Origin of the sequence: Reichenbachiella agariperforans, assembly GCF_900142205.1 — a bacterium.
In the GTDB taxonomy this organism is placed as follows: Bacteria; Bacteroidota; Bacteroidia; order Cytophagales; family Cyclobacteriaceae; genus Reichenbachiella; species Reichenbachiella agariperforans.
On record NZ_FRAA01000003.1, the window covers coordinates 105237 to 130365 of the forward strand.

At 43.3% G+C, this 25129-nt stretch carries 24 protein-coding genes; 4 read left to right on the forward strand and 20 right to left on the reverse strand.

Annotated features, from left to right (window positions below; genetic code table 11):
• Window positions 1–374 precede the first annotated feature (374 nt).
• From BUB99_RS09705 to BUB99_RS09720, 4 genes are read right to left on the reverse strand one after another with little or no spacing between them, the layout of a single operon-like run.
• Complete coding sequence (locus BUB99_RS09705) at window positions 375–959, reverse strand: nucleotidyltransferase family protein (protein WP_073121979.1); 585 nt, start codon at window positions 957–959, stop codon at window positions 375–377.
• Window positions 960–1973 (reverse strand): XdhC family protein, encoded by a 1014-nt coding sequence (locus tag BUB99_RS09710; RefSeq protein ID WP_073121981.1) that lies wholly within the window; start codon window positions 1971–1973, stop codon window positions 960–962.
• A 45-nt stretch (window positions 1974–2018) separates the two neighbouring features.
• Window positions 2019–4283 (reverse strand): xanthine dehydrogenase family protein molybdopterin-binding subunit, encoded by a 2265-nt coding sequence (locus tag BUB99_RS09715; RefSeq protein ID WP_073121983.1) that lies wholly within the window; start codon window positions 4281–4283, stop codon window positions 2019–2021.
• Window positions 4284–4294: 11 nt separating this feature from the next.
• The gene (locus BUB99_RS09720) at window positions 4295–4750 is read right to left on the reverse strand and encodes a (2Fe-2S)-binding protein (RefSeq protein WP_073121985.1); all 456 of its coding nucleotides are present in this window, start codon (window positions 4748–4750) and stop codon (window positions 4295–4297) included.
• Window positions 4751–5252: 502 nt separating this feature from the next.
• Between BUB99_RS09720 and BUB99_RS09725 the strand changes: the two genes are divergently transcribed.
• A complete protein-coding gene (locus tag BUB99_RS09725) occupies window positions 5253–6149 on the forward strand; it encodes a helix-turn-helix domain-containing protein (RefSeq protein ID WP_073121987.1) in 897 nt (298 codons plus the stop codon).
• 71 nt (window positions 6150–6220) lie between these two features.
• On the opposite strand, the gene BUB99_RS09730 is transcribed toward BUB99_RS09725, so the two are convergent.
• From BUB99_RS09730 to BUB99_RS09805, 16 genes are read right to left on the reverse strand one after another with little or no spacing between them, the layout of a single operon-like run.
• On the reverse strand, window positions 6221–7384 hold the full coding sequence (locus BUB99_RS09730; RefSeq protein WP_073121990.1) for a DUF2062 domain-containing protein: 1164 nt from the start codon (window positions 7382–7384) through the stop codon (window positions 6221–6223).
• Complete coding sequence (locus BUB99_RS09735) at window positions 7374–7754, reverse strand: hypothetical protein (RefSeq protein ID WP_073121992.1); 381 nt, start codon at window positions 7752–7754, stop codon at window positions 7374–7376. Before BUB99_RS09735 ends, BUB99_RS09730 begins: the two co-directional genes overlap by 11 nt.
• A 3-nt stretch (window positions 7755–7757) precedes the next feature.
• Window positions 7758–8372, reverse strand: a complete 615-nt coding sequence (locus BUB99_RS09740) for a LolA family protein (protein WP_073121994.1) — start codon at window positions 8370–8372, stop codon at window positions 7758–7760.
• Between the two features lie 6 nt (window positions 8373–8378).
• A complete protein-coding gene (locus BUB99_RS09745) occupies window positions 8379–9125 on the reverse strand; it encodes a polysaccharide deacetylase family protein (RefSeq protein WP_084190481.1) in 747 nt (248 codons plus the stop codon).
• Window positions 9118–10056 (reverse strand): beta-ketoacyl synthase chain length factor, encoded by a 939-nt coding sequence (locus tag BUB99_RS09750; protein WP_073121996.1) that lies wholly within the window; start codon window positions 10054–10056, stop codon window positions 9118–9120. The genes BUB99_RS09745 and BUB99_RS09750 overlap by 8 nt, the downstream gene beginning before the upstream one ends.
• The gene (locus tag BUB99_RS09755) at window positions 10053–11231 is read right to left on the reverse strand and encodes a beta-ketoacyl-[acyl-carrier-protein] synthase family protein (protein WP_073121998.1); all 1179 of its coding nucleotides are present in this window, start codon (window positions 11229–11231) and stop codon (window positions 10053–10055) included. Before BUB99_RS09755 ends, BUB99_RS09750 begins: the two co-directional genes overlap by 4 nt.
• Entirely contained in the window at window positions 11231–11482 is a 252-nt protein-coding gene (locus BUB99_RS09760; protein ID WP_073122000.1) for a phosphopantetheine-binding protein, read from the reverse strand. The genes BUB99_RS09755 and BUB99_RS09760 overlap by 1 nt, the downstream gene beginning before the upstream one ends.
• Window positions 11483–11493: 11 nt before the next feature.
• Window positions 11494–12051: a hypothetical protein gene (locus tag BUB99_RS09765; RefSeq protein ID WP_073122002.1), complete on the reverse strand. Its 558-nt coding sequence runs from the start codon at window positions 12049–12051 to the stop codon at window positions 11494–11496.
• Window positions 12048–13148 (reverse strand): beta-ketoacyl synthase N-terminal-like domain-containing protein, encoded by a 1101-nt coding sequence (locus tag BUB99_RS09770; protein WP_073122004.1) that lies wholly within the window; start codon window positions 13146–13148, stop codon window positions 12048–12050. Before BUB99_RS09770 ends, BUB99_RS09765 begins: the two co-directional genes overlap by 4 nt.
• Window positions 13145–13576 (reverse strand): acyl-CoA thioesterase, encoded by a 432-nt coding sequence (locus BUB99_RS09775; protein ID WP_073122006.1) that lies wholly within the window; start codon window positions 13574–13576, stop codon window positions 13145–13147. The genes BUB99_RS09770 and BUB99_RS09775 overlap by 4 nt, the downstream gene beginning before the upstream one ends.
• The gene (locus BUB99_RS09780; protein ID WP_073122008.1) at window positions 13576–14004 is read right to left on the reverse strand and encodes a hypothetical protein; all 429 of its coding nucleotides are present in this window, start codon (window positions 14002–14004) and stop codon (window positions 13576–13578) included. Before BUB99_RS09780 ends, BUB99_RS09775 begins: the two co-directional genes overlap by 1 nt.
• Entirely contained in the window at window positions 14001–14867 is an 867-nt protein-coding gene (locus BUB99_RS09785; RefSeq protein ID WP_073122010.1) for an LpxL/LpxP family acyltransferase, read from the reverse strand. The genes BUB99_RS09780 and BUB99_RS09785 overlap by 4 nt, the downstream gene beginning before the upstream one ends.
• Window positions 14867–15115: an acyl carrier protein gene (locus BUB99_RS09790; RefSeq protein ID WP_073122012.1), complete on the reverse strand. Its 249-nt coding sequence runs from the start codon at window positions 15113–15115 to the stop codon at window positions 14867–14869. Before BUB99_RS09790 ends, BUB99_RS09785 begins: the two co-directional genes overlap by 1 nt.
• Entirely contained in the window at window positions 15108–16322 is a 1215-nt protein-coding gene (locus BUB99_RS09795) for a beta-ketoacyl-[acyl-carrier-protein] synthase family protein (protein ID WP_073122014.1), read from the reverse strand. The genes BUB99_RS09790 and BUB99_RS09795 overlap by 8 nt, the downstream gene beginning before the upstream one ends.
• A gap of 4 nt (window positions 16323–16326) precedes the next feature.
• Window positions 16327–17061 (reverse strand): 3-oxoacyl-ACP reductase FabG, encoded by a 735-nt coding sequence (gene fabG / locus BUB99_RS09800; protein ID WP_073122016.1) that lies wholly within the window; start codon window positions 17059–17061, stop codon window positions 16327–16329.
• Entirely contained in the window at window positions 17058–18587 is a 1530-nt protein-coding gene (locus tag BUB99_RS09805; protein WP_073122018.1) for an HAL/PAL/TAL family ammonia-lyase, read from the reverse strand. Before BUB99_RS09805 ends, fabG begins: the two co-directional genes overlap by 4 nt.
• 160 nt (window positions 18588–18747) lie before the next feature.
• On the opposite strand from BUB99_RS09805, the gene BUB99_RS09810 reads away from it, so the two are divergent.
• The 3 genes from BUB99_RS09810 (at window position 18748) to BUB99_RS09820 (ending at window position 25120) form a co-directional block, all read left to right on the forward strand.
• Window positions 18748–22542, forward strand: a complete 3795-nt coding sequence (locus tag BUB99_RS09810) for a trifunctional MMPL family transporter/lysophospholipid acyltransferase/class I SAM-dependent methyltransferase (RefSeq protein WP_084190482.1) — start codon at window positions 18748–18750, stop codon at window positions 22540–22542.
• A gap of 149 nt (window positions 22543–22691) precedes the next feature.
• The gene (locus BUB99_RS09815; RefSeq protein WP_073122022.1) at window positions 22692–23393 is read left to right on the forward strand and encodes a TetR/AcrR family transcriptional regulator; all 702 of its coding nucleotides are present in this window, start codon (window positions 22692–22694) and stop codon (window positions 23391–23393) included.
• A gap of 14 nt (window positions 23394–23407) precedes the next feature.
• Window positions 23408–25120, forward strand: a complete 1713-nt coding sequence (locus BUB99_RS09820) for a peptidase domain-containing ABC transporter (protein ID WP_073122023.1) — start codon at window positions 23408–23410, stop codon at window positions 25118–25120.
• Window positions 25121–25129 lie beyond the last annotated feature (9 nt).

A 25129-nucleotide genomic window follows, 5' to 3' on the forward strand; every position in this document is an offset into this window, starting at 1 on the left:
CAAGCCTGTGGGAAGGTGAAAAATTGGTTTTTCTACATTCCGCAAATCCGCTGAAGACTCAAAAATGCATTTTTCTACTCTCCGCAAGCCTTCGGAAGGTCAAAAAATTGATTTCACAGCTTTTTTAAGTCTTAAAGCGAAGCGAGACTTGCAAATCCATGGCTCGTTCGTCCTAGGACCGCTAGCACTTATTAACCTGCCCCCAATAGCATACTCTTGGCATTTATAATACCTATTGGCAGTGAGTCAATTACTCATCAATATTTTTGAATTAATAGCCAATAAGGCATGTTAATGAATATACAACTACATGAGCTATTTCATAACATTAGACCAAGCTTGGGATAATGCTACGCAGAGAATATGATAAAATATCAGAAGAAATGTATTGCGCTATGATAGTCTTCAATGGTATCAATATCCACCAATTCGCGACTGTGCTGAAACAAGACAAGATTTGTTTCAGTTTGGGTCATCATGGATTTCGCACCAGTACTCCCTTCTAATTTTGACAAAGACGAAAAATAACGTCGGGGAATAATAGCAGGAACGCCTGGTACTCCACCATATGATGACGCTATGCAGGAGTCGGGGTTCGCAGAATACAATTCAACCATTTTCTTAAGATCACTGGTCAAAATAAATGGCTGATCACTTAGAAAAAGAAAAACTCCGTCGATCTCCTTTCGATCCATAACGTGATTGATCCCGATCTGTATACTTCCTCCCAAGCCTGTCGACCAACGTTTATTATGAATCACACCTACTTCATCAGGAATCACTTCGCATATCCTTTTATGGTGTGCTCCTGTCACACAAAATACGATCGGAAATGAAAGTGGTTCAATGAGATTAAACACTCTATTGATCATAGGTTCATCCTGAATCATCATGAGTTGCTTGGCTTGTCCCATTCTCGTAGATGCTCCTGCTGCCAATACGATTGCTGCTAGTCCCATCTACCCCTTTTGGATCATGTTGACATGAACGCTCTCACGCAGAACGTCTCGCTGCCTCACCAATGAAATGATTTCGGCTATCACAGAAAGGGCAATCTCCTGCGGCGTAACCGCCCCAATATCCAAACCTGCTGGAGAATGTACATGCTCTAGCTTATCTATATCCAACTCTTCATTGTACTGAAGGAGTTCATCTAATAGCATGTTTTTGCGCTTATGAGAACCTATGATGCCAAAATAACAGTATTCGGTTTGGAGTAGGTTTAGCGCATACTGAAAGTCACGCGAATAACTGTGCGTCATCAGAATGATAGCGGTTTGATCATCCAAACCCAAAGATTGGATATCATCTGGCTCCAGCGCTACAACTGCTGATGCTCCCAAAAAATCGTTTGGCACACGAGGATCTTTCACCGAACTAACGACAATTACCTCCATCCCACTATCACTAGCCAAGCGAGCCATGTGGACCGCATCATGCTCAGTACCAACAATCACTAGCCTAAGAGGTGGCGTCAATGTTTCTTGAAATATTTGGTAGCTTTCGCTAAAGTCAAAACTTGTGCTCAGTGGAACATTTTCGTCGTTGTATCTTAGGTAGGTGCCATATTGGGGAGATTGACTGACCTCTTTTTGATATTGTGAAACTAATGAAACAGGCAATCTACTATCAAGTATATCTGACCAAATCCGTAAAAATTTATGACTAAGCAAAATAGGTTCAATCAGGATAAATAAAACGCCTTCACACCCTAGCCTATACCTTCCATCATAGGTCATCACACAAGCCACATCATCCCTAAAGACCGCCTGTGCCTGTCTCATCACTTCCTTTTCGACGCAGCCTCCACTCACAGCGCCAACTGTCTCACAATGCTCCGTAATTAACATCCGAACGCCAGGCTTGCGATATGATGAGCCATCCAGCCCCACAACAGTCGCCAGTACGCACTTTACAGATGCTGACTGGCAAGTCACCGCATGCTGAATGATTTGTTTCAGTTCAAAAAACATACTCTTTGCTCTAAGTGTTCGATCGTTTTCTTCTTTTCCTCCTTTTTATCCCAACTCAAATCCTTTACCAAGGAAGGGCTGATTATAGTACCTTCGGTTAGTTGCTTGGTAAAGTGCATTGGCTACTGCTCCAAAAATTGGTGGAAACGGAGGCTCTCCCATTCCTGTTGGGTCTATCTCATTTTGCACGAAATGAACCGCTATATTTTTAGGTGCTTCGCTATGTCTGATCATCCGATAAGGGCCAAAATTCTCCTTGTCGGCTTGACCTTCTCTAAAAGTCATCACCCCATAAAAAGCATTGCCGATACCATCCACAATAGCACCCTCAGCCATATTTGCTGCAGCATCTGGGTTCACTACCACACCACAGTCCATGACGCAGGTTACGTTTTCTACTCGAGGCTTTCCATTTTCCATTTTCAAATCCAGTACATGTGCGGCGTAGCTGTTGTGACAAAAATAGGCTGAAACGCCTCTGCTGAGGCCAGGCTTTGCAGTATCCCAGTTTGATTTTTCACGAACCAACTCAAGGACACCTGCGTACCTGTCTGCATCATAATCGTTATTTTCTCCTACTGGATTAATTTTGGCACGCTGAAGGAGTTCTAATCGGAAATCAATAGGGTCTTTACCTGCCAGTTCTGCTAACTCGTCCAAAAATGACTGCTCCGCACTGGCGTGAAAATTTGATCGAGGGGCTCTAAATGCTCCTACAGTAATATTAGATGGCTCAGACCACTCCTCTGCTAAATAATGATCTACAGCACCCGCGGGAAATCTATTAGCGGCACCACGCCCAAGCGGACTTTCAGGGATACCGCCAGCTTTGACATGAAAAGCGATTAGATTGTTGTCGGCATCCAAAGCAGCTCTGTATGTAGCACAGTATGCAGGGCGATAAATCCCATAAGTCATGTCATCTTCTCTGGAGTAGGTCATCTTTATCGGCTTCCCCACTCTCTTAGATATCACCGCTGCTTCTACCATGTAGTGACCATAGGCTCTTCTGCCAAAGCCCCCTCCCATTCTAGACATTTCAATTTCAACCTTTTCTAGTGGCAACCCCAAGCGCGCGGCGATGGTACCCTCAATAAACTCAGGTGCTTGAATAGGCCCACGTACTAGCGCTTTTTCGGGAGTGACATGCGCAAAACAATTGATCGGTTCCATCATATTGTGCGCTAAAAAAGGAGCTGTATACGTTTTCTCAATCACCTTGTCAGCCTCAGCAAATGCCTTGTCTGGATCGCCATCTTTCCTAAGCAAAGTACCAGGTCTACCCAAATGAGACTTAAATTTGGCGAGATGATCACTGGTGCTTTCCAAACCACTTGGGACATTGACAGTGGTTTTGTTACCGAACATATCCATGTCAAATGAAAACTCGTTGAAAGGTTCCCATTCTACTCTAATTTCTTTTTTAGCTTGAAAAACCTCCCAAGTACTCTTTCCAACTATCGCTATTAGCTTGTTGTGTGTGTGGGTGTCAAAAAAGTTTTGTTCATAGCCCTCACTGTATGTCTCAAATGCAAACACATCCACTATACCAGACATGGATCTAACAGAATCCGCATCAAACCCTTTTAGCTTTTGGCCAAAAGCTGGCGGGTGTACAATCGCCGCGTACAGCATATCCTCAGATTTGATATCAATGCCATATTTTTGCTGACCAGTGACAATCGCTTTTCCATCCACATTTTTTTTAGACTGCCCAATGATCGAAAAGTTCTTGACATCCTTGAGTTCCACCTGCTCTGGTTGAGGGAGTAGTGCCGCCGCAGACGCAAAGGCTCCATAGCTCGCTTTTTTTCCACTTGCCTCATGTATAAGCTGACCATCCTCGGTTCTGATTTCATCTATAGCCACATGCCATTCATTAGCTGCTGCCTGTTTAAGCATCTGCCGAGCAGTACCACCAGCCATCCGTAGGCTAGCCCAAGCGCGTCGAATTCCCTGACTACCGCCCGTAAACTGCCTGTCGTACTTGGTCTTGTCATAAGGTGCCTGTTCTGAAACAACATACTTCCAGTTTGTATCCAACTCCTCTGCTACAATCATTGGCATAGATGTTTTTACGTTTTGCCCAAATTCAGGATTGGGCACACGGATAGTTACTCTTCCATTGTCACCTATTTTCAAATAGGAATTAAGCTCGAACCACTCATCCGGCATGGCGAGCACTTCTTCTACAGATTGACCTGGCGTACATGAAGCCAACCAACTAAAACTAATCATCAATCCTCCTCCTGCTAGTGCTGAAGTTTTTATAAATGAGCGTCTACCGACCTTCGTCTTTAATATTGCCATGGGTGTACTGTCTAAAGTTTGGATGCTGTTTTGATAGCCGACTTGATTCTGACATAGGTGCCGCATCGACATATATTGCCACTCATTGCTCCTTCTATCTGCTCATCCGTCGGACTAGGGTTAGATTTGAGCAAAGAAACTGCGCTCATGATTTGACCAGATTGACAATAACCACATTGAGGCACATCATGCTCAAGCCACGCTCGCTGTACAGGATGGTCTCCATGTTCTGAAAGTCCTTCAATGGTTATAATCTCGCTATCACCAACTACAGAAACAGGTAGTTGGCACGACCGTGTAGCCGTACCATTGAAATGTATAGTACAAGCGCCACACTGAGCTACACCACACCCATATTTCGTACCTGTCAGATCAAGGTGATCTCTTAAAACCCAAAGCATAGGAGTGCTGGGCTCTACATCCACTTCACGTGAACTACCGTTTATTTTGAGACTAAACTTTGCCATTTCTTGTTTATTTATTCGGGACTATTATTGACTTAACTTCACCTTCTTGACTGCAAAAGCACCAGTAGAATCATACTCATTTTCGAGTGAATTTCTCACCTCTTTCTACTCATCACTGATCCAACCAATAAATCTAAATATACTAATTACCATGCAGTTAATCATCTTTTAAGTGATTTGTGACCTATACAATCTTACAAACAAAGCTGCACAGAATGAGTATATAGATTACTGAAAGAGCTACCAATATCACCTATTTGATCATGCGCTGGGGCTAATCAAAGCTATCTATCATTGCCCCTCTCTTTGTCGTATTTAGACTTTAGGCATGTCATGGATTGATCTCCTCTATTAGGCTTTCGTTTCCATACTAACTATACAATTTTACGCATTGATTTTATGTGAGTTAATACACATATTACGGTTGAGCATACCATTATTACTGATGTTGTCAGCGCTATTTGAAAATTGTTCTAGTTTAGACTTATAAAAGGGAAACAATATGAGTGATCAGAAAATATTCGATACGGTCAAGTCTTACAATGATTTTAATAATCACCCCACCTTGCATCCATCGGTGAGTGTATTGGATTTCTCCGACGCAGAGCCACGGCATGGTTACAACATGTCCTTTGGCATCTTTACAATTATCTTGAAAGAAGTGAAATGTGGAGATTTAGCTTATGGGAAAAACACCTACGACTATCAGGAAGGCACACTCGTTTTCATAGGTCCAGGGCAGGTAGTCGATGTAAGTAACAAAACGGACATCTACCAACCTGTGGGTAGAGGGTTGACCTTTCATCCAGACATCCTGTTGGGCACACCCCTTGCCAAACAAATCGATGACTGTGGTTTCTTCTCGTACAATCTATCCGAAGCATTGCATCTCTCTACCGACGAGCAACAAACAGTATTGGAACTATTGTCAATAGTAGAAAATGAACTCAAACGCCCTATTGACAAGCATAGTAAAAAGCTCATCACTGCGAATATTAGTCTATTTTTAGATTACTGTGAGCGCTTTTATGATCGACAATTCGTCTCCCGTCAGCATATCAATACAGGCGTATTAGCTAAATTCGAAGAGTTGATAAATGGCTACTTCAAATCTGAAAAACCTTATTCTGAGGGACTTCCTTCGGTAGGATATTTTGCAGACCAACTACATCTTTCTGCCAACTACTTTGGAGATTTGATAAAAAAGGAAACTGGTAAATCTGCTCAAGAATTCATTCAAAAGAAACTGATTGAAATTGCTAAAGACAAAATTTTCGACTCAGAAAAATCGGTAAAGGAAATAGCCTTCGAACTGGGTTTTAAATACCCACAGCATTTCAACCGAATATTCAAACAGAAAGTTGGAGTCACTCCAAAGGAATTTCGGGATAAACAATAAACAAATTCATCAACAAAAATCTCAAAAACTAGTAATATTCACTACGAGTACAACCAACACCCCAGTTTATATTAGTCCTCCAGTGGTTTGCGCTGTGCAAAAGTCAAAATCAGAAAGGAAATCAGTGTCCCTAGTCCACCCGCTAGAAAGGAAAATAAAATCGAACCTATCACATACTGTCTCAACTGATCATAAATGGAATCCATCGTCAGGACTCTAAAGTCTTCGATAGACACGGGATCATCGACAAAAGGTGCTCCGCATACAAAGCTCAAGAAAATAATGAGCGGTATCATAGGTGGGACACTAATATTCGAAAAGAAAAGCACCACCATACGGTTCAGCTTGAATATGCTACCGATCCCGAAGGCTACAAGCATCTGAAAGCCCCAAACCGGAAATATCCCAAAAAAGAGTCCTAAACCGACAGAGAAAGCCATTCGCCCTGGATTGTCCTTGTTCTTCTTAAATTCATCATGAAGTTTCTTCCTTGAATTTTGAAGCGAAAAACGCATGATCAATAGCCGAGGCAAGAAAAACAACAAAGCCAAGGTCACCAAAAAGGTATTGAGCACGCTGATACGTGCAAAATCACGAAACATCCTAAAATGCGTAATCCTATCCTCTTCGTAAGTCACACTAATGGGCACTGACTCAAAAGGAACATTAGACCAGGCCAACCGCACAATCACTTCTATCTCGAACTCAAATTTAGAGGTGATCCATCGCTTCTTACTGATAGGCGCTAATGGGTAGGCTCTAAATCCTGTCTGCGTATCAGGCAGTGAAATCCCCGTCTCCGCCCAAAACCAAAAGTTAGAAAACTTGTTGCCAAAGCTACTCTTGCCTGGCACGCCCTCCTGCTCCATATTGCGCGCACCCATCACTACTGCTCCAGGATTGGCAGCTACCGCCTGCAAAAACAGCGGAATATCATCTGGATCATGTTGTCCATCCGAATCGATCGTAATCGCATAGTCATAGCCTAGCTCGATCGCCCTTTCGAACCCATGTCGGAGTGCCACGCCCTTTCCTTGATTGACAGGGTGTGTGATCACCTCGAACTGTGGGAAACGCGCCAATATCTCGGCAGTATCGTCTGTCGCCCCATCATTGATCACGATCACGTTAGACGTATAGTCAGAGACCGCATCTAGCACAGGTGCTATCTTCGTCCCGTTGTTGTAAGTCGGGATCAGTACGCAATAATGGATATGCGCTGCCTCAACTTGCATAATAGGTGGCTTGCTGTTTGAACAGTACCGCACCGGTGTCCTTGGCAGATATACTGGCTTTAACTTTGAGTCCCTCGTCCGTTTCTGTCGTGCTAAACTGCAAAACCAGTTCTGGTGTAGCATTGGGATCTATCATCCCGAGAAACTTAATATTGGCAGCCTTACGCAAGCGAATGTTCTGACTCGTCGCTAACGCCAACCCTCTCCTGAGTATCTCCATGGTGACAACACCTGGCACGATCGGATGCTCTGGAAAATGCCCTTCAAATATCTCATGTGCTGGATTGATAGTGAGTGGTAGCGTGAACCCTGACTCGTCAGTGGTTAGCGTACCGAATGTAACTAAGGATAGGAAAGCGTTCTCGTTCATAGATTATCGGGTAAACTGCGCTGCGTCAGTGAGTGTATTTAGTTCGTGCTGGCTAAAATAAACAGAACGAAAGTCTTCGGCAGACTCATAAAAGGTCAATTCTGTGAGAAGCAACGTTTTTTTATCGAACACCAGACGCACTTGCGAAAACATACGTTTCAGTGCACGCTGCTGCGGTACTAAAGTAATCTTGGCAGATAGGTCCGTGAGTGTAATCTCATGGGTAAAATCATCACTCTTGAGGATAGAACCATCCATCGTCTGCATGAGAAATTTCTTAAAGCCAATGATCTGTGGACTGTTCACGGGAATCTTTTTGATCCCATTCCCATCAGACTTATAGGCTTCATCTTCTTTGATGACAAAAAAGTAAGGCTCTGGTTTGATTTGATCCCATTTCATAATCCCGGGCTTCATGAAATAAAACTTGCCGCTAGAATTCATCTTCTCTTCCAAAAAAGAAAACTCCTGCACCTGCTCAAAATCACTCACGATAGAGGTCGTCTTTTCATTGAAAGCCTCTAAACGCTTTAAAAAATCCTCCACTGCCGCATCTTGTGCAGCCAAAAACTGACTCGCAAAGAGGCAGAGACCCAATGTCATTATTTTTATCTTCATCTGATTTTAACTTTTAGCGGTTAGTACACCAAACTCCATACCCTTTTGGCGGATGCCATCGATCAATGCTGGCAAGGCCTCTACCGTAGACTCCATGCGCTCGTGCAACAGCACAATGTCACGAGGTTTAGCTCGCTTTACAATTCTCGCCACTTTCTCCGTAGAAAAATCCGCAGCAGTATCATAAGTCCGCAATGACCAGCCTATCGTTTTTAGCTTATTTTGCTGCACGGCATAGGCGATGTGCGCATTGGTCACTCCAAAAGGCGGTCTAAAATACCGCTCATCTTGTCCTGTAATCTCCGACAACTGACGCTGGGGTTGCATCAACTCCTGCGTCAATTGCCGCCCGGTCTTGAATCCTATAGACCACTCGTGATGGTAACTATGTCCACCCACCAGATGTCCTTCTCTAACGATCCGCTCTACAAGCTCAGGGTATTGTTCTATATTTTTGCCAATGAGGAAAAACATCGCCTTGACTCCTTTTTCTTCCAATATATCTAACGTTCTCGGTGTAAGCGCAGGATGCGGCCCATCATCGAAAGTCAGCATCACATGGTCTGAGTCCAGTCTATGCCGAGCTGTCAGAAAGAAATTGGCACGAATCATCAGAGACATGCTCATCACCAAAACGAACAATACTGCCAGAGACAGCATGCTATACGCAAATGCATCGTCCGCATCCACCCAAAACATGAAGGGCAACTGCACCAGAAAGTAAATGATTATCGTGAGGTAAAACTTAGACACGTCTGAGGAGCATAATGCTACTAAACTGCAAATCACTAAAGTGAATCACCGTCGCAAAATCGCCCGGCTTACCTTGATGTTTGAGCGTATCACTGGCCAAATGAAACCCAAAAGCCGAACTGCTAAAGTAGCGTCCTACACGATCCGTATAGACCTGATGTGCAAAAGGCAAATCAGCCTTGGGCAACTCCGAATACCCCACAAAGTTCTGAACACTATCCGTTAGATTTAAGCTATGCGACTCTAGTAACCTATCTAGATTGGACAGCAAGTCTTCTGTCTTGCTGATCTTAACCTCTACGATCTCTACACCCGTCGCGGCTTCTCCCTCCACTACGAAGAATGAACAACCTTCAGAAAGTTGCCTCCGCATATCCTCTGGCCATGTCATCCGCTCCGCCAATTGATCGAGGACACCTATTTTTTCGTCCACAGCTCCCAGCAATACTGCATCATCTCCTTCCTTGACACGAAGCATCGCATCCAACAGCGCATACTCAAAAGAAAGTCCTTTTTGGACATGCGTCATGTTGTATTGCTGGTTTTTCAAGAGTAGCGCAATCTGGCCAGAGACGCTATTGTGTCCCGATTGGATAAAAGCTCCAGGTGCGATCAAGCTTCCTTCTTCGGCGCGTATCGATCCTTCTAGGAATTTGACTGTATCAGTCATCCCTCCTAAACCAGTCCCGACGATAATAGAGTCTGGTGATTGGATTCCTGACTGCTCTAATGCGGTTTGGCTAGATGCCAATGACATTTTCATCATTTTGGAGGCACGGCGAAGCATCGCTGGTGCGACATAGTCTCTGTAGTTTGGTTCCTTGAGTGTCCACGCTCCATTTGGAGATTCTGACAACTGAGACAAGTCCTCCTGCAGAAAACTATCCAATACGGAAATAGAAACGGCCGACTTTATGAATACTCTCCTCATGCCTTAGTAAATATCAAAGAGGTACTGTTGCCGCCAAACCCAAATGAATTGGACATGACCGCATTAATTTCTTTCTTGGTATAAGTCAGTACTGGTTTACGATCACTGGACAGCATCTTGTTCTTCCAGTTGAGATTAGGAAAAACTGCTCCCGTCAGGATACTCATAATCCCATAAACCGCCTCTATCCCACCAGCCGCAGCTAGTGTATGTCCAGTATTGGCCTTGGTAGAGCTGAAATCTACATCCACACCCTCGAACACGCGATCAATCGCACTCAACTCAGAATTGTCATTGTTTTTGGTCGCTGTACCGTGTGCATTGAGATAGTCGATAGCTGATGGCGTGAGTTGCGCTACTTTGAGCGCCTCTATCATCGCCAGTGCTGCGCCATTGCCCTCTGGGGAGGTGCCTGTCTGGTGGTAGGCATCATTGGCATTTGCCCAACCTGCACATCGCGCCAGTACTTTGTTCTGAGACTGAGCCAAACTCTTATCGTTTTCTATCAACAAAAAACCAGCTCCTTCTCCTAGATTCAGCCCGACACGCTCTTCGTCAAATGGTCTACAATGCTCCGAATCATAGATCATCAAAGACCCAAAGCCATCCACCGTAAAATCAGTCAAGGCATCTACGCCCCCAACCAGTACCCGATCAATCATTCCAGCTTTGATCATTCTAGCACCTAGCATGATCGCATTGGCTGCCGATGAACACGCGGTAGAAAGTGTATTGACATAATTGGTGAAGCCCAAACGCTGATTGACTAGCTGGGTCACTGTGCCCAAATCATGGGTCAGTAACTTCACCATCTCTGAATCGTCCTCTTCCAAATAAAGCGCAGAAAAATACGCTTCACTCAAATCCATCCCACCAGTCGTCGTACCATTGATGAATCCCGAACGAATGTCAGTATGCATGACTGTGTCTCCCAATGCCTCCTCTGCTGCTAGCATCGCTAGCATAGCAGTACGTGGCACCTGTGCAGACAGCTCTAACCCTAGCCGTGACTTAAGTACTTCGTCAGATAGTGATAGGCATCCTTTCAGTTTAGGTCCCTTTCGAGTCTCGCAGCTCACAATCCCTGTACGTCCAGACGCTAGGGCATCTTGATTCGCCGCTACGCCTATCCCCAGTGCAGAGACTACTCCGATGCCTGTCACATACACGTTCATTACTTTTGGTTTGCTTCTATATAAGTAGCCAAGGTATTGATCGAGTGAAAGATATCTCTCGCTTCCTCTGGATTACCTATTTTGATATTGTAGTTATTATCCAAGATCACAATGATCTCTAACGCATCGATAGAATCCAATCCCAAACCTTCACCAAACAAGGGTTCATCATCCTTGATATCCTCAGGTTTCACTTCTTCTAAATTCAACTGGTCAATCAGCTTTTCTTTCAGCTCTAATTTTAAATCCATAACGCTATATTTTACTGCTTCACTACGAAATACAGTTCTAATTCAAATTTCTCTTCCAAGACCTCTACCCATCCACCTAACACAGCCTCAGCCTTGTTTTGGTCGAATAGCACTTGGTTGGTTTTCATCCATCGTTCCAAATCAAAGCTATCTGCTACGACAAATAAATTCTCACCATACCACTTGTTTCGGATAGCAATTTCTCCCAGCACAATATTAGGCAAAGTGTACACAAAATTGGCGGGGCTAGCTGCCTTTCCCTCATTGATGTTTTGCTGATGTACCCAGTCCGTATCCAAACTCGCCGAAGCATTCTGAAAATGCATCGCTATGGCATCATCTGCATACGCACTCAAATCATATTGCGCACTAAGCATTGCTACGCCTAGCACACCCAGCTTCGAAAGATTATCCATCTTATGAAACTTAGGGTAATTCAAACCTAGCGACTTGTAGTAGGCTGCTAATAATTCCTTTAGTCCTCCCTCATGAGGAAGCAAATCAGCTTGCTGACCATCGACAATCAGTCCATCTGCATTCCATTTGATATGACACACTTGCTGACTCATTGTATCTTTTGGATTATCGCTGCGGCATTGCATCCTCCGAATCCCGAGGTGGTTTTGAGCAGCGTGTGAATCTCCATAGGTGTATTTTCGGTCACGACATTGATCTCTTCAGTTGTTCCGGGTGCTTCACATCCCAGACTACTAAGGAATATGCCGGCACGCATGCTTTCCATGGACATGACTAGTTCTAATAATCCTGCAGCTCCTAGGGTGTGACCGAAGTACCCCTTCATGCTGTTAATCGGCTTGGCTGCCAATCCTGCACGATGAAAAGCAATAGATTCCATGTCATCATTGTACCGGGTCGCAGTACCATGTGCTGACACAGCATCTACTTCCTCTGCCGAAAGTCCCGTCTGCTTCCATGTCTTTTGGATGGATCGGTACAAACCCTCGCCTGTTCGTGAAGGCCCAGATATATGATTGGCATCATTGGCACTAGCGCCACCGAGCACCTGACAATCCACTTGGCTAAAAATCTCTTTCTTATCAGAAACAACCACACTCACCACCGCTTCACCAAGTGACAACCCATCTCTATTCGCATCGAATGGCTTACATGCCTGAGCACTCAACGCCATGAAGGATTCAAATCCCTTATAAGTAAAATCAGAGAACAAATCCCCTCCTAGTACCAATACATGGTCATAAACACCTGTCGAAACATAGTCGTGCGCCATGATCACGCCTAACAATCCTGAAATACAGGCATTGGAGACTACTTCTGTATCTATATCTATAGGTAATTCTTTGGCTACTTTTTGTACCAAATACTGTGGCTTCACTTCTTCGCTGAGACCACTGGCTAGGCGATCTATATCTCCTTTCGTCGTGCAGAATATCAACAACCACTTGCCAGATGTGTCTTTCAATTGTGCCAAACTCTGCTGACAGGACTGTAGACAGAGCGACTCCAGTTTGGTCCATCCCTCAGATCTCTCATGATCCGTGATGATACCAAATGGAATATCCACTGGAGCAAAAGGATGATCCGAATGAAGACGTAGAGCAGATTGACCTACTAGTGCTCGCTCGAAATTTTCATGTACGGAATTCCCGAGAGGAGAAATAATATGTGGGGCTGCTATAAAACTCATGCTTCCGTGCTCCACGCTGTTTTTCCGATCCACTCCTCATAGAAAGATGGGTAAGTCAGCTCTAACTCCTTCGTGTCAGCATTCAAAAACACCTGCTCTGTTCTTCCAAGACAGCTCACTTTGTTATTCTCCAAGTTCTTCACCTCATATTCATGGATGAGTTTGGCAGACCTACTCTTGATCAACCTACAAGTAATCTGAATGCGGTCACCGAATGTCAGGGGGGATTTATAATCCACATGTGCTGTGACGATGGGTACAAAATATCCCCTCTTGGCGATATCCATATAGGACATATTACTCGTTTCGCCCAGATGCTCACGACCATCCTCAAAGTACTTTAGATAGTTGCCATGCCATACAACACCCATCGCATCTACTTCTGAGAACCTTGCTCGTACCGATATACTCGCTTCTATATACTCCATCAGTCTTGTTGGATAATAATTTTCATTTCGCACTCGATCAACAACTCACCATCCAACTCACTTCTACCAGACACGATCGTTACCCCCATCACATCATTCTTGATGGTGACCTGAGTCTCTATGCATGATCCTAATGGTGGCAGTCCATGCACTTGTACTTTGCTCACGGCACCTATGAATCCAAGTGGAACAGGAACTTGCTTTAGGTGGCAAGTATAACCTGCTTTAGCAGCTGCAGTTTGTGCTATATTTTCAATCAGTCCAGATTCCGTCATTCGTCCGTTTAGGATGAACAAATTCTCTTCTCTAATCTCAAAATTAGTAGTAATCTCAGCTTCCTCATAGGTCAACACCTCGTCCACCATGATGATGGGTGTTCGCTGTGGGATGTACTGAATGATCTCTTGACGGTTGATTAGTGGATTCATACTTGATGGAAAAATTTGTAGTAATTAAACCAATGATCTGGATTTTCTCTCACTTTTTGAGCCAAAATATCGGCAAACTCCTGCGCTACACCTGCTACATCTTTGCGATCAGTATGAGGCATATGAGCAGTGAAATGGTATTGAAATCGAGTTCTTTTATGTGCAAACACAAAGGCATATGGTGATTTCAATTTTGACAACATCTGAAAGGGACCTTGAGGGAACAATGCTTTTTGATCAAAGAAATCCAACGTGAACGTAGACGCACCTGGCAGAAACCGATCCGCATGCAAACACAATATCTCGTCATTGCGCAACGCTTCGTAAATCTGTATCAGATGAGAAAAATCATTTCCCTGAACGATGACATTGTAATTTTGAACTCCCTGACTTTTCAAATAATCTTTGATCTTTTCGTGTTCATTGTCATAGATTAGGATGTTGATTTTCTTATCGAATCCACGCAGCAGCTGTCCCGCAATATCCCAGTTGCCATAGTGACCCGATATCAGTATGAGTCCCTTTCCTTGGTCGGCTAGTGCTAGTAGATCATCTTCGCCTTCATTAGTATAGGAGTACAAATCCTTTTTACCAGCAGTAAAGGCGATCTTATCCAAGAGTGACTGTGCCAACTCATAAAAATTTCTACGAATAATGGGACGAGCCTCCCTTTTGGATAATTTTAAAGTTCGGGAGTAAAAATCAAAAAGTGCCTCTTTAGGTGTAGAGGCAAACAGGTAGTAATAAAACGATACGATTCTTAGGATTAGGTAGGCCGCACGAATATTAACAAATTTCAGAGTCCATACAATGATACGATACCCTAGTAGGGAACCTTTAGTACGTCCAGTCCATTTTGTCATTAGGCATGCTCGTGCTTGTTGACGATGAAATCGTAAAAATCATTGAGCGTAGAAATCGACTTGAAATCTTCTCCTGTCACCTTAAATCCAAAGTGACTCTCGATCACCACTACCAAATCTACATAGTCTAGACTATCTAAATCTAGCGTTTCGTGCAACACACCATTAGGATCCAATGCCTCAACTTCCACTTCAAACTCCTCTGCCAAAAAACCATTAACGGTCTCTACTACTTCTTCTCTACTCATATTTCTTAATAATAAGGGTTGAATTCGTACCGCCAAAACCAAAGGAGTTAGAGGCGATCATATTCAATTCTGCATTCTTTGATTCTGCAATAATATTAAGATTTCTGGATACTTCATCGGGATTTTCAAAATTGATATTTGGAGCGATGAAGCCATTCTTCATCATAATCATCGAATAAACGATCTCACTCGCCCCTGCCATCCAGCACTCATGTCCCGTCATTGACTTGGTAGAGCTCACAGGGGTTTTCCCTCCAAAAACATCAAAAATAGCCTGCGCCTCGAACATATCTCCCTTGGGGGTAGAAGTTGCATGGGCATTGACATAGTCTATCTGTTCTGGCTTAACCTCTGCCATTTTCAGCGCTCTAGATATAGAATCTACTTGACCTGCCGTATCTGGGTTAGAAATATGGTCTCCATTGGATGAGAAACCATACCCTGTCACTTCTCCTAAAATAGTCGCCCCTCGTCGTTGGGCTGACTCTAGTGACTCTATCACGACGGTTGCTGCGCCACCGCTGGTTACTAAGCCGTCTCTCCCTTGATCAAAAGGTCGTGATGATTTCGCAGGGTCCTCTTCTCTAGTAGAGAACACTCCCAATCCATCGAAACTACCAAAAGCGTACATATTGACTTCCTGCGCACCTCCGCATATAATCATATCCTCCAATCCGGATTTGATCAGATGGTAGCCTACTCCTATTGCATGTGAGCCTGATGCACAGGCTGCACTGATAGTAAAATTGATCCCTCGCAACTTGAAAATCGTCGCTAAGTTCATATTAACTGTAGAATTCATGGATTGAAAAATCGAGCCTGACCCGACTAACATAGTATCCTTCTTGGCTCTAATCGTATCCACAGCCTCAACTACAGCACCAGCCGTCGAATCATTCCCAAAAAGTATCCCTGCACGATTGGCATCTAGATACTCCTGAGAGATCCCCGCCATATTCAAAGCTTCTTTGGTGGAGACATAAGCATACTTCGCCTCCTCAGACATCCCTAATCTAGCACGCCTAGGTAGATCCGCCTTGAGGTCTGGTTCTGTCACGATTCCTGTCAGACAAGAACGATAGCCAAATTCTCTTCTAGCCAAATCAAGTCCTATCCCACTTTTTCCTTCACGGAGAGAATTAGTAACCTCTCCTACATTTTTCCCTATACAGGAATAAACTCCATATCCAGTAATAACTACTCTCATGTGATTAGGAATACAATCCTCCGTTTATATTGATAACTTCTCCAGTGATATAGGCCGCTTTATCTGAAGCCAAAAACGACACCAAATCAGCAACTTCTTGTACTTGACCAAAGCGATTCATTGGAACGAGCTTTTTCAGTTCATCCTCATTCAAATCTTCGGTCATATCACTGGTAATAAACCCAGGAGCTACTGCATTGACGGTGATTTTTCGCTTGGCCACTTCCTGAGCCAATGCCTTGGTAGCGGCGATCATTCCGCCCTTAGCCGCAGAATAATTAACCTGACCTGGAACTCCTTTAAGTCCAGATAGGGAGGCCATATTGATGACACGCCCTGACCTGTTTCGTACAAAGTGCTGAAGCAAATGCCTAGTCACATTATACATGCCCTTCAAACTCGTCTGTACCACATCGTCGAAATCACTTTCTTCCATGAACACCATCAGGTTGTCTCTGGTGATCCCTGCGTTATTGACTAGAACATGGACTTTGGACTCTGGGTTATTTTTAAGCCAAGTACTTAACTTAGCCTCCACTTCAGCATGATCCTGCACCTGAAATTTGAGCAATTCGGCAGTCCCGCCCTTTTCCTCGATAAGTCTTTTGGTTTCGTTGGCTGCATCATCATTCGATGCATAGTTGATTATCACATGTAATCCTAAATCTGCTGCCAAGGCTACAGCTACCGCTCTACCTATACCTCTAGATCCTCCTGTTACGAGTGCGCATTTTTTCAAAACAAATCCTTTTCTGTATTTAACAATTTCTTTTTCAGCTCCAACTGATGCGTATGCAACGCTACGTCTTTAGTCAGGGTTGGAACCTCAGTCCTTACAAAATTGTAAAAACTTCTCGTTGATGGTGCTTTCTGATCAATCTTATTCGTCAAATCGATAGCTTGAGAAATTGAGATCATCAAAATCGTCAACACCTCGAAAGAATTATCGATTACTTTCTGCGTCATCACAGCAGCGTTAGTCCCCATACTGACGATGTCTTGATTATCACCATTGTTCGGTATACTATGTACATACATCGGGTTCGATAGTGTCTGATTCTCAGCTGTCGTAGAGACCGCAGTAAACTGCATGCCTTGAAGACCAAAATTGAACCCCAGCTTTTCCATATTCAGGAATGGAGGAAAAATCTGGTTCAGCTTAGAGTTCATCAAGAAGTTGATCTGACGCTCCATCAGCATACTTAGCTTGGTGATGGCAATCTTTAATTTATCCATCTCTAGTGCGATGTAGTCCCCATGAAAGTTCCCTCCATGGTAGACATTTTGGGTATCGGTGCAGATGATAGGATTGTCATTGGCAGAGTTCACCTCATCCTCTACGATCTGCTTGCAATACTCCCACGTATCTAACACAGGTCCTATAATTTGCGGCACGCAGCGCAGCGAATAATACTCCTGTACTTTTTCGGAAAAGTACTCTTGTCCCTTGATATGGTCTTGGTTAAAAAGATGGGCATTTCGCTCCTTCAGTACACTACCATCCTTCACCAAGTCCCGCATAATACTAGCAACCTTTTGCTGTCCACGGTGAAGCTTGGCTGCATTGAGTTCTGATGAAAACGAATCGTCGTAAGAGGATGTGAGTTCGTTCATGATGGACGAAGCGTGTATCGCCCATCCAATTAACTTCTTTGCTTTGATGAGGTTGACCGCTGCAATACCCGACATACAGGAGGTTCCATTAATTGCTCCTAGCCCATCTCTCAGCTTGAGTTTAGCAGGTGATATACCTGTCGCTTTTAACGCCTCGGAAGTCTCTACAATTTCACCTTTGTAGTAGACCTTGCCGTGTCCTATGAGCGTATACGCTACATGTGCCAACTGCACAAGATCACCACTCGCCCCTACACCACCATGTACAGGGATACATGAAATAATGTCGTGCTGTATAAACTGCTCCAAAGTCTCAAGATACTGTAAACTCACTCCCGAAAAACCGAGAGATAGCGTATTCAATCGACAGATCATCACGATCCTAGCATACTCCTCTTCCAAATAAGCCCCTGTCCCATTGCTGTGACTGTGGATCAAATTGTATTGGAGTTCCTCTAGTTTATCGTCTGATATTCTATACTGAGCCATCGGGCCAAAGCCTGTGTTGATCCCATATATCACCTTATCTTTAGAGAAATCCTTCAGGAAGGTATAGGACTTTTCAATCCTTTCTTTCTGATCAGAATCTAGTCGATAGTCACTGTTCCTATCGAATATCTCTTCTATTTTTTCAATTGTAAGCCTTACCAACTAGCGTAATTTTATCTAAAAATTCGAACCTTATTTTTGCTAACTGACAAATCTAATTAATTAATTGTCAGCTCCTAGTTTAGTCTACCCAATTATGACTTTTTCAATGTGTATCCTTTAATATTGTAAACTCAAAAAAAGAAACAGCCAATTCGCTAATATGTCTCTTAATAGATTTCTGATCCCCCTTCTTATTGTTTGTATTTTTTTTGCAGGTCTATACGGGTTGTTTCACCTACAGATAGGTGAAAATTTAGATCAAACCTTGCCAGGTCATGATCAAAACTCCAGCATACAATCGTGGATAGACAAGCAAAAAAGTATCGTCGTATTTTCGCTGGACATTCCAATCAATATGACAATTGATGAGATAGAACCAATAGCCTCTGACCTTTCGAAACAAATCCAACAAACAGCTCTGATCCAAAACATACAATATCAGAACGACATAGACCCTGAAAGTTTCATCCAGCTGATACAAGACAACCTCCCCATCTACCTAGAAGAAAAAGACTACACCCAGCTCGACAGTCTTATCGCACCAAGCTACATCACGCAAAAGCTCACCGACAACAAGAAAACCCTCATGTCCCCAGAAGGGATAGGTCAAAGAAGACAACTGCTAGACGACCCACTAGGCTTTTCTCATCTGGCACTGGCACGGTTTGGGCAGCTACAGATGACAGATGACATCATCCAGAGTAATGGCTACTTTTTGATTCAAGACCGAAGCAAGCTACTCATCAAAGGACGGGCAACATTTGACATGGCCAACAGTGCAGCCAACCGATCTGCGGCGCATACACTAGACAGTCTCGTAGCACAGTGGAACCAGACTCATGATGCGCATACGCTAGACTACTTTGGCACTTTCTTAGTCGCGGATGAAAATGCTGAGCAAATCAAAAAAGACGTCCATCTCACGGTAACTATCGCAGTAGTGGCTATCATCCTATTACTAGCCTATTACTACCGCAAAGCAATCATTCTAGTATTATTTCTTGTCCCAGGTGTGTTTGGCATCCTCACTGCTGCAGCATTCATCTACCTGATTCAAGGGCAAATTTCTGGGCTAGCACTGGCTGCCAGTGCCATTGTGTTCGGTATTGTGGCGGATTATTCGTTTCATTTTTTTACTCACTTTAAAGAGAATGGAAATGCCGTAAAGAGCCGAGATGAAACCATGTTCCCACTCCTGATCAGTGCTGGCACGACCATCGTCGCATTTCTATCATTGCTATTTGCAGATTCTAAAACGTTGAATGACTTTGGGCTTTTTACCTCCCTGAGTCTGGCAGGAACGCTGTTCTTTATACTTACAGCCCTGCCTTTGATTCTGCGCCGCTTTGAAAAAGGTATCAAGTTCACAAAAACCAATCCTCTTGACCGACTATTTGCTAAAATCAAAATAGGACAAAGCATACCTAGCAAATGGAGTATGTTCATTTTTATTGGCCTCACAAGCTGGATGCTATACATGGGCATAGACGTGCAGTTCGAAAGTGATCTGCGCAAAATCAACTACTACCCCGACGAACTCCAGCAACGGGAGATCGCACTACGCAACACCCATCCTACTACCGAACAGCACCTCACTATGCTCTCCGTCGCAGCTGACGACCACAGCCCAGAATGGAACAATGAGCAGCTCGCCGACAAACTACATGAACTACAAAACCAAAACATCATCAAGTCTCATTTTTCCCTTGCGCCTTTTCTAATATCCAAAGAAAAACAACAGGAGAGAATAGCAAGATGGAACAGCTATTGGGAACAAAAAAGAACCCCTTTCTTGCACTCATTTCAAAATGCAGCGACGCAGCAAAACTGGAAACCACAGTATTTCGATAGGTTCTACGACATGGTAGAAAACGATTATCAAACCTACGACCTCAACGATTTCATAGCAAGTAGTGACAACCTCAGCGACATGACGCTAACAGACGAAGAACACACCGAAATCCTCACTACAGTCGTCTGTCCGATCGATCAAGTAGACAGTGTCAAACAAGAATTAGCCTCACTTTCGGGCATCGTACTCATAGACAATATGAGCATCGTCACCAAAATCGTAGATAGCGTCAAAGACGACTTCAATTTTCTACTACTCTATGCTGGATTGGCGGTATTCATCGCCTTCCTACTCATCTATGGCAATATCGAGCTGACGCTCGTTTCGTTCATCCCCATGGTGCTAAGCTGGATCTGGGTACTTGGCATGGCATCTCTTTTGGATGTCAAATTCAACTTCATCAACATCATCCTGACCACCTTTATCTTCGGTCTAGGTGATGACTTTAGCATCTTCGTCACGGACGGACTCCTGCATCGCTATAAGTACCGCAAAGAAGTCATGGGACAGTATAAAACAGGGATCGTACTCTCCTCCGTCTCTACCATCATAGGTACTGGCGTTTTGCTATTCGCCAAACATCCTGCGCTACAATCCATCGCACTGCTAAGTATCATCGGGATTGGCATCATAGTACCCATCACATTTTTTATCCAGCCGGTACTTTTCAGGATGCTAATCAGTCACCGTACCGAAGAGGGAAAACCTCCCTATTCCATCGCCAATATTCTGTTCAGTATCTGGGGATATGGCATGTTTATCGGCGGTAGTCTATTGAGTGTAGCGATGACTTTTGGACTAAAGATGTTACCTCTCTCTACGGAAACAAAAAAACTAGGCACGCATCGCATTCTCCAAAAAGTATCAGGTTTCCAACTCGATATTCTGTGGAAAAGTAAAAAGCGCCACATCGGAATGGAAAATCTGGATTTTGCCTCTCCATCGATTATCATCGCTAATCATACATCCTTCTTTGACATATTGGCATTGGTTAGGTTACATCCCAAGATGGTACTGCTCGTCAACGAGTGGGTATATAACTCTCCCCTCTTTGGACCAGCGATTCGCTACGCGGACTACATCCCAGCCTATCAAAACATGGAGGATCAGCTACCCAAGCTACGCCAACTCGTAGCGGATGGCTACACCATAGCCATCTTCCCAGAAGGAAAAAGATCAGAAGACGGCACAATGGGTAGATTTCACAAAGGAGCCTTCTACCTATCCGAAGAACTCCAACTAGACATCACACCGATATTACTGTATGGGCATGGCTATGTCATGCCTAAGAATGAGTACTACTTCAAAGACTCTCCCTGTGACACAGTCATCCTACCACGTATCTCATGGAACGACCCGAAATTCGGATCAGGGTATCGTGAGCGTACAAAAAAAATATCTACGTACTATAAAGCTGCCTTTAAGACATATATTGAAAGTACAGCCTGTCTCGATCACGCCTATGCACCACTTCTGTATAGTTTTTATTACAAAAGCCCTATACTACCTTGGTATTTCCGAATAAAGTGGCGCTTTGAAAAAAACAACTACGAACACTACCATCAACTCATCGGAACGGGGACTAAAAGAATCTATGACCTAGGCTGTGGGTATGGTTACTTAAGCTACTTTCTATGGCTGAGAAATAACGAGCGAACCGTTATTGGGGTAGACTATGATAATGAAAAAGTAGCCTTAGCACAAAATAGCTATTTGAAATCAGACCAAGTAGAATTCACAGTCGACAAAGCAGAAGAAACATCTATCCAAGACGCAGACGCCATAGTACTAGCAGATACGCTCCACTATCTATCTCCAGAGTCACAACAACAGTTACTAATTAAATGTGATCAAGGTCTAAAACCTGGCGGAATCCTATTAATAAGAGACGGCATTTCTGATCAAGAAGAAAAACACAAATGGACAGAGAAATCGGAAAAATGGTCTACTCAATTAATCAAGTTCAACAAGACCAATGGAGCGCTACATTTCATAAAAAAAAGGGAAATAGAAGCATGGGCAGAGCATCATCACTATAGCCTATCTATAGAGTCACAATCGGATAAATCTTCTAACACACTATTTATTCTCTCCAAGAATTAACCAAATTCCTTTGACCTTAAAACAAAGAGAGCTTGTCACATATGTGACAAGCTCTCTTTGTTTATACATAATTTTGAAAAAATTAAACACAAAAGCACTTCCATAAACAATAGTATTACTATTATTACACGAATAATTACTATCGGAACATGCTAGATATCTCAATTGTTATAGAGGAAGAGTACTACAACAAAGACCCTCAGTCCACGGAACTTGGCAAAAACATCATTTCAGCCAGCATTTCCCTCCTAAACGAGCTCGGTTTCGAACAGTTCACTTTTAAAAAACTAGCTGAAAAAATTAAATCGACAGAAGCCTCAGTCTATAGATACTTTGACAATAAACTGAAGATGTTGCTGTACCTCACGCGCTGGTACTGGGCATGGTTAGAATATCAAATCGACTATCAGACACACCATATTCGGACTCCGGAGGAAAAGCTCAAAGAAATCCTCAAAATTCTCAGTTATAGTCAAACCGAAACGTCTCAAATCACTATCTGTGGAACTGACACAATCTCCCTGAGACGTGTCGTCATGAGTGAGTCTGACAAAACCTACTTGAACAAGCAAGTAGATGAAATCAATAGTCAGGGACTCTTTAGAGGCTTCAAAAAACTATGTCACAAAATCGCAGAAGTACTGATAGAAATCAATCCAACATATGGCTACCCTCATGCATTGGTGAGTAACATCTTAGAGACCACTCACCAGCAAACGTTCTTTGCCAACCACCTGCCTTCTTTGACAGAAATATCGACCAAGAAAGAGCAGTCACTCAACGTCCAAGTCTATGATTTCATCGAAGATATGATTTTCAAAGTATTGAAAAACGTACCTCAACAAACCTGAAAAGCACTACCACTATGAACCAAAATCAGAGCTCCCAAGAAGTTAAGCTGACTCCTTTCAAACGGCTTTTCAGAATGCTATCCCTAGACAAGCGAGAGATCCTGATCATCTATGCCTACGCCATATTCAATGGACTGATCAACCTATCACTTCCGCTCGGAGTTCAGGCTATTATAGGTTTTGTGATTAGTGCCGAATACTCTGCATCTCTTAGTATTTTGATATTTATAGTGGTTCTAGGTGTAGCTGCAGCGGGAATCATTCAGATTCTACAATTGTCACTCACGGAACTACTACAACGCAGGATTTTTGCCCGTTCTTCCTTCGAGTTTGCCTACCGCATCCCTCGGTTCAAAATGGAGTCTATCTCTGGATTCTATGCTCCTGAGCTTATGAATAGATTTTTTGATACACTTAATATCCAAAAAGGGCTTTCCAAAATCCTCATCGATGTATCTAGTTCTACTTTGCAAATCATCTTCGGATTGTTGTTACTATCGCTCTACCATCCGTTTTTTGTTTTCTTTGGTATTACCCTCGTTAGCCTTGTTACATTGATCTTTTTCCTAACTGGCCCCAAAGGTCTAAAAACAAGTATTCTTGAATCCAAATACAAGTATCAAGTGGCACACTGGTTGGAAGAGCTAGCAAGGGTTATGGGTACTTTTAAACTAGCAGGAAAAACCGATCTACCTATCGATAAGATGAATGAATATGTAGGAAACTATCTCAAATTCAGAAAACAACATTTCCATATACTTATCCTCCAATTTTCTAATATCGTAGGATTCAAAACAGTGATTACCGCTGGCTTACTGATCCTAGGTAGCATATTGGTCATCAATCAAGAAATCAATTTAGGTCAATTTGTGGCTTCTGAGATTATCATACTACTGGTGCTCAGCTCTGTCGAAAAACTGATACTCAGTATGGAGACCGTCTACGATGTACTCACTGGAATCGAAAAGCTCGGACAAGTGACCGATATAGAGATGGAAAATGAAGATGGAATAGACCTAGAAGCCATGACCGTGGGTAAGAAAATCTCAGTAGAGTTATCAAATCTTACTTTTTCCTACCCCTCTACTACCTCCCCTGCGATACAGAACCTCAACCTGAAAGTAGAAGCGGGTGAAAAAGTATGTATCACTGGAGTAAATCAATCCGGAAAATCAACGTTAATAGCACTCATATCAGGCTTATACAGTCACTACGATGGATCTATCATGTTTAATGGTGTACCGCTAAGCAACCTAAATACGATGAGTTTTCGGTCCGTCATAGGTGACAACCTTAGCATGCAAGACTTATTCTATGGCACACTAGCTGAAAACATCACTGTAGGAAAAAAGCAAATAGACACAGCGGATATACTCTGGGCTATCAAGCAAGTAGGCTTGAGCGAATACTTCAAAGAGCTGACCAAAGGGCTCAACACCATGATACAACCAGAAGGTCAAGGTCTATCCTCTAGTGTACGACAAAAAATCATCCTCGCCCGTACTATAGCCGAAAGACCCAAAATCATCGTCATGGACAACACGCTGCAAGGGCTAGAATTCACAGACAGAAAACTCATCAGTACGATCCTAACCTCTCCAGAGCAACCATGGACACTACTAGCTGTAACCAACGATCCACTGATGATGAACCATTCGGACAAAATCGTCACCATGGAAAAAGGCAACATAGTCGATATCAAAGAACAAAAACCATCAATAATCTAAAGGAAGAAT

Excerpts from the sequence above, each read along its gene's own strand:
- BUB99_RS09705 (WP_073121979.1), bottom strand. The coding sequence starts at position 959 with ATGGGACTAGCAGCAATCGTATTGGCAGCAGGAGCATCTACGAGAATG.
- BUB99_RS09710 (WP_073121981.1), bottom strand. The coding sequence starts at position 1,973 with ATGTTTTTTGAACTGAAACAAATCATTCAGCATGCGGTGACTTGCCAG.
- BUB99_RS09715 (WP_073121983.1), bottom strand. The coding sequence starts at position 4,283 with ATGGCAATATTAAAGACGAAGGTCGGTAGACGCTCATTTATAAAAACT.
- BUB99_RS09720 (WP_073121985.1), bottom strand. The coding sequence starts at position 4,750 with ATGGCAAAGTTTAGTCTCAAAATAAACGGTAGTTCACGTGAAGTGGAT.
- BUB99_RS09725 (WP_073121987.1), top strand. The coding sequence starts at position 5,253 with ATGAGTGATCAGAAAATATTCGATACGGTCAAGTCTTACAATGATTTT.
- BUB99_RS09730 (WP_073121990.1), bottom strand. The coding sequence starts at position 7,384 with ATGCAAGTTGAGGCAGCGCATATCCATTATTGCGTACTGATCCCGACT.
- BUB99_RS09735 (WP_073121992.1), bottom strand. The coding sequence starts at position 7,754 with ATGAACGAGAACGCTTTCCTATCCTTAGTTACATTCGGTACGCTAACC.
- BUB99_RS09740 (WP_073121994.1), bottom strand. The coding sequence starts at position 8,372 with ATGAAGATAAAAATAATGACATTGGGTCTCTGCCTCTTTGCGAGTCAG.
- BUB99_RS09750 (WP_073121996.1), bottom strand. The coding sequence starts at position 10,056 with ATGAGGAGAGTATTCATAAAGTCGGCCGTTTCTATTTCCGTATTGGAT.
- BUB99_RS09755 (WP_073121998.1), bottom strand. The coding sequence starts at position 11,231 with ATGAACGTGTATGTGACAGGCATCGGAGTAGTCTCTGCACTGGGGATA.
- BUB99_RS09760 (WP_073122000.1), bottom strand. The coding sequence starts at position 11,482 with ATGGATTTAAAATTAGAGCTGAAAGAAAAGCTGATTGACCAGTTGAAT.
- BUB99_RS09765 (WP_073122002.1), bottom strand. The coding sequence starts at position 12,051 with ATGAGTCAGCAAGTGTGTCATATCAAATGGAATGCAGATGGACTGATT.
- BUB99_RS09770 (WP_073122004.1), bottom strand. The coding sequence starts at position 13,148 with ATGAGTTTTATAGCAGCCCCACATATTATTTCTCCTCTCGGGAATTCC.
- BUB99_RS09775 (WP_073122006.1), bottom strand. The coding sequence starts at position 13,576 with ATGGAGTATATAGAAGCGAGTATATCGGTACGAGCAAGGTTCTCAGAA.
- BUB99_RS09780 (WP_073122008.1), bottom strand. The coding sequence starts at position 14,004 with ATGAATCCACTAATCAACCGTCAAGAGATCATTCAGTACATCCCACAG.
- BUB99_RS09785 (WP_073122010.1), bottom strand. The coding sequence starts at position 14,867 with ATGACAAAATGGACTGGACGTACTAAAGGTTCCCTACTAGGGTATCGT.
- BUB99_RS09790 (WP_073122012.1), bottom strand. The coding sequence starts at position 15,115 with ATGAGTAGAGAAGAAGTAGTAGAGACCGTTAATGGTTTTTTGGCAGAG.
- BUB99_RS09795 (WP_073122014.1), bottom strand. The coding sequence starts at position 16,322 with ATGAGAGTAGTTATTACTGGATATGGAGTTTATTCCTGTATAGGGAAA.
- BUB99_RS09810 (WP_084190482.1), top strand. The coding sequence starts at position 18,748 with ATGTCTCTTAATAGATTTCTGATCCCCCTTCTTATTGTTTGTATTTTT.
- BUB99_RS09815 (WP_073122022.1), top strand. The coding sequence starts at position 22,692 with ATGCTAGATATCTCAATTGTTATAGAGGAAGAGTACTACAACAAAGAC.
- BUB99_RS09820 (WP_073122023.1), top strand. The coding sequence starts at position 23,408 with ATGAACCAAAATCAGAGCTCCCAAGAAGTTAAGCTGACTCCTTTCAAA.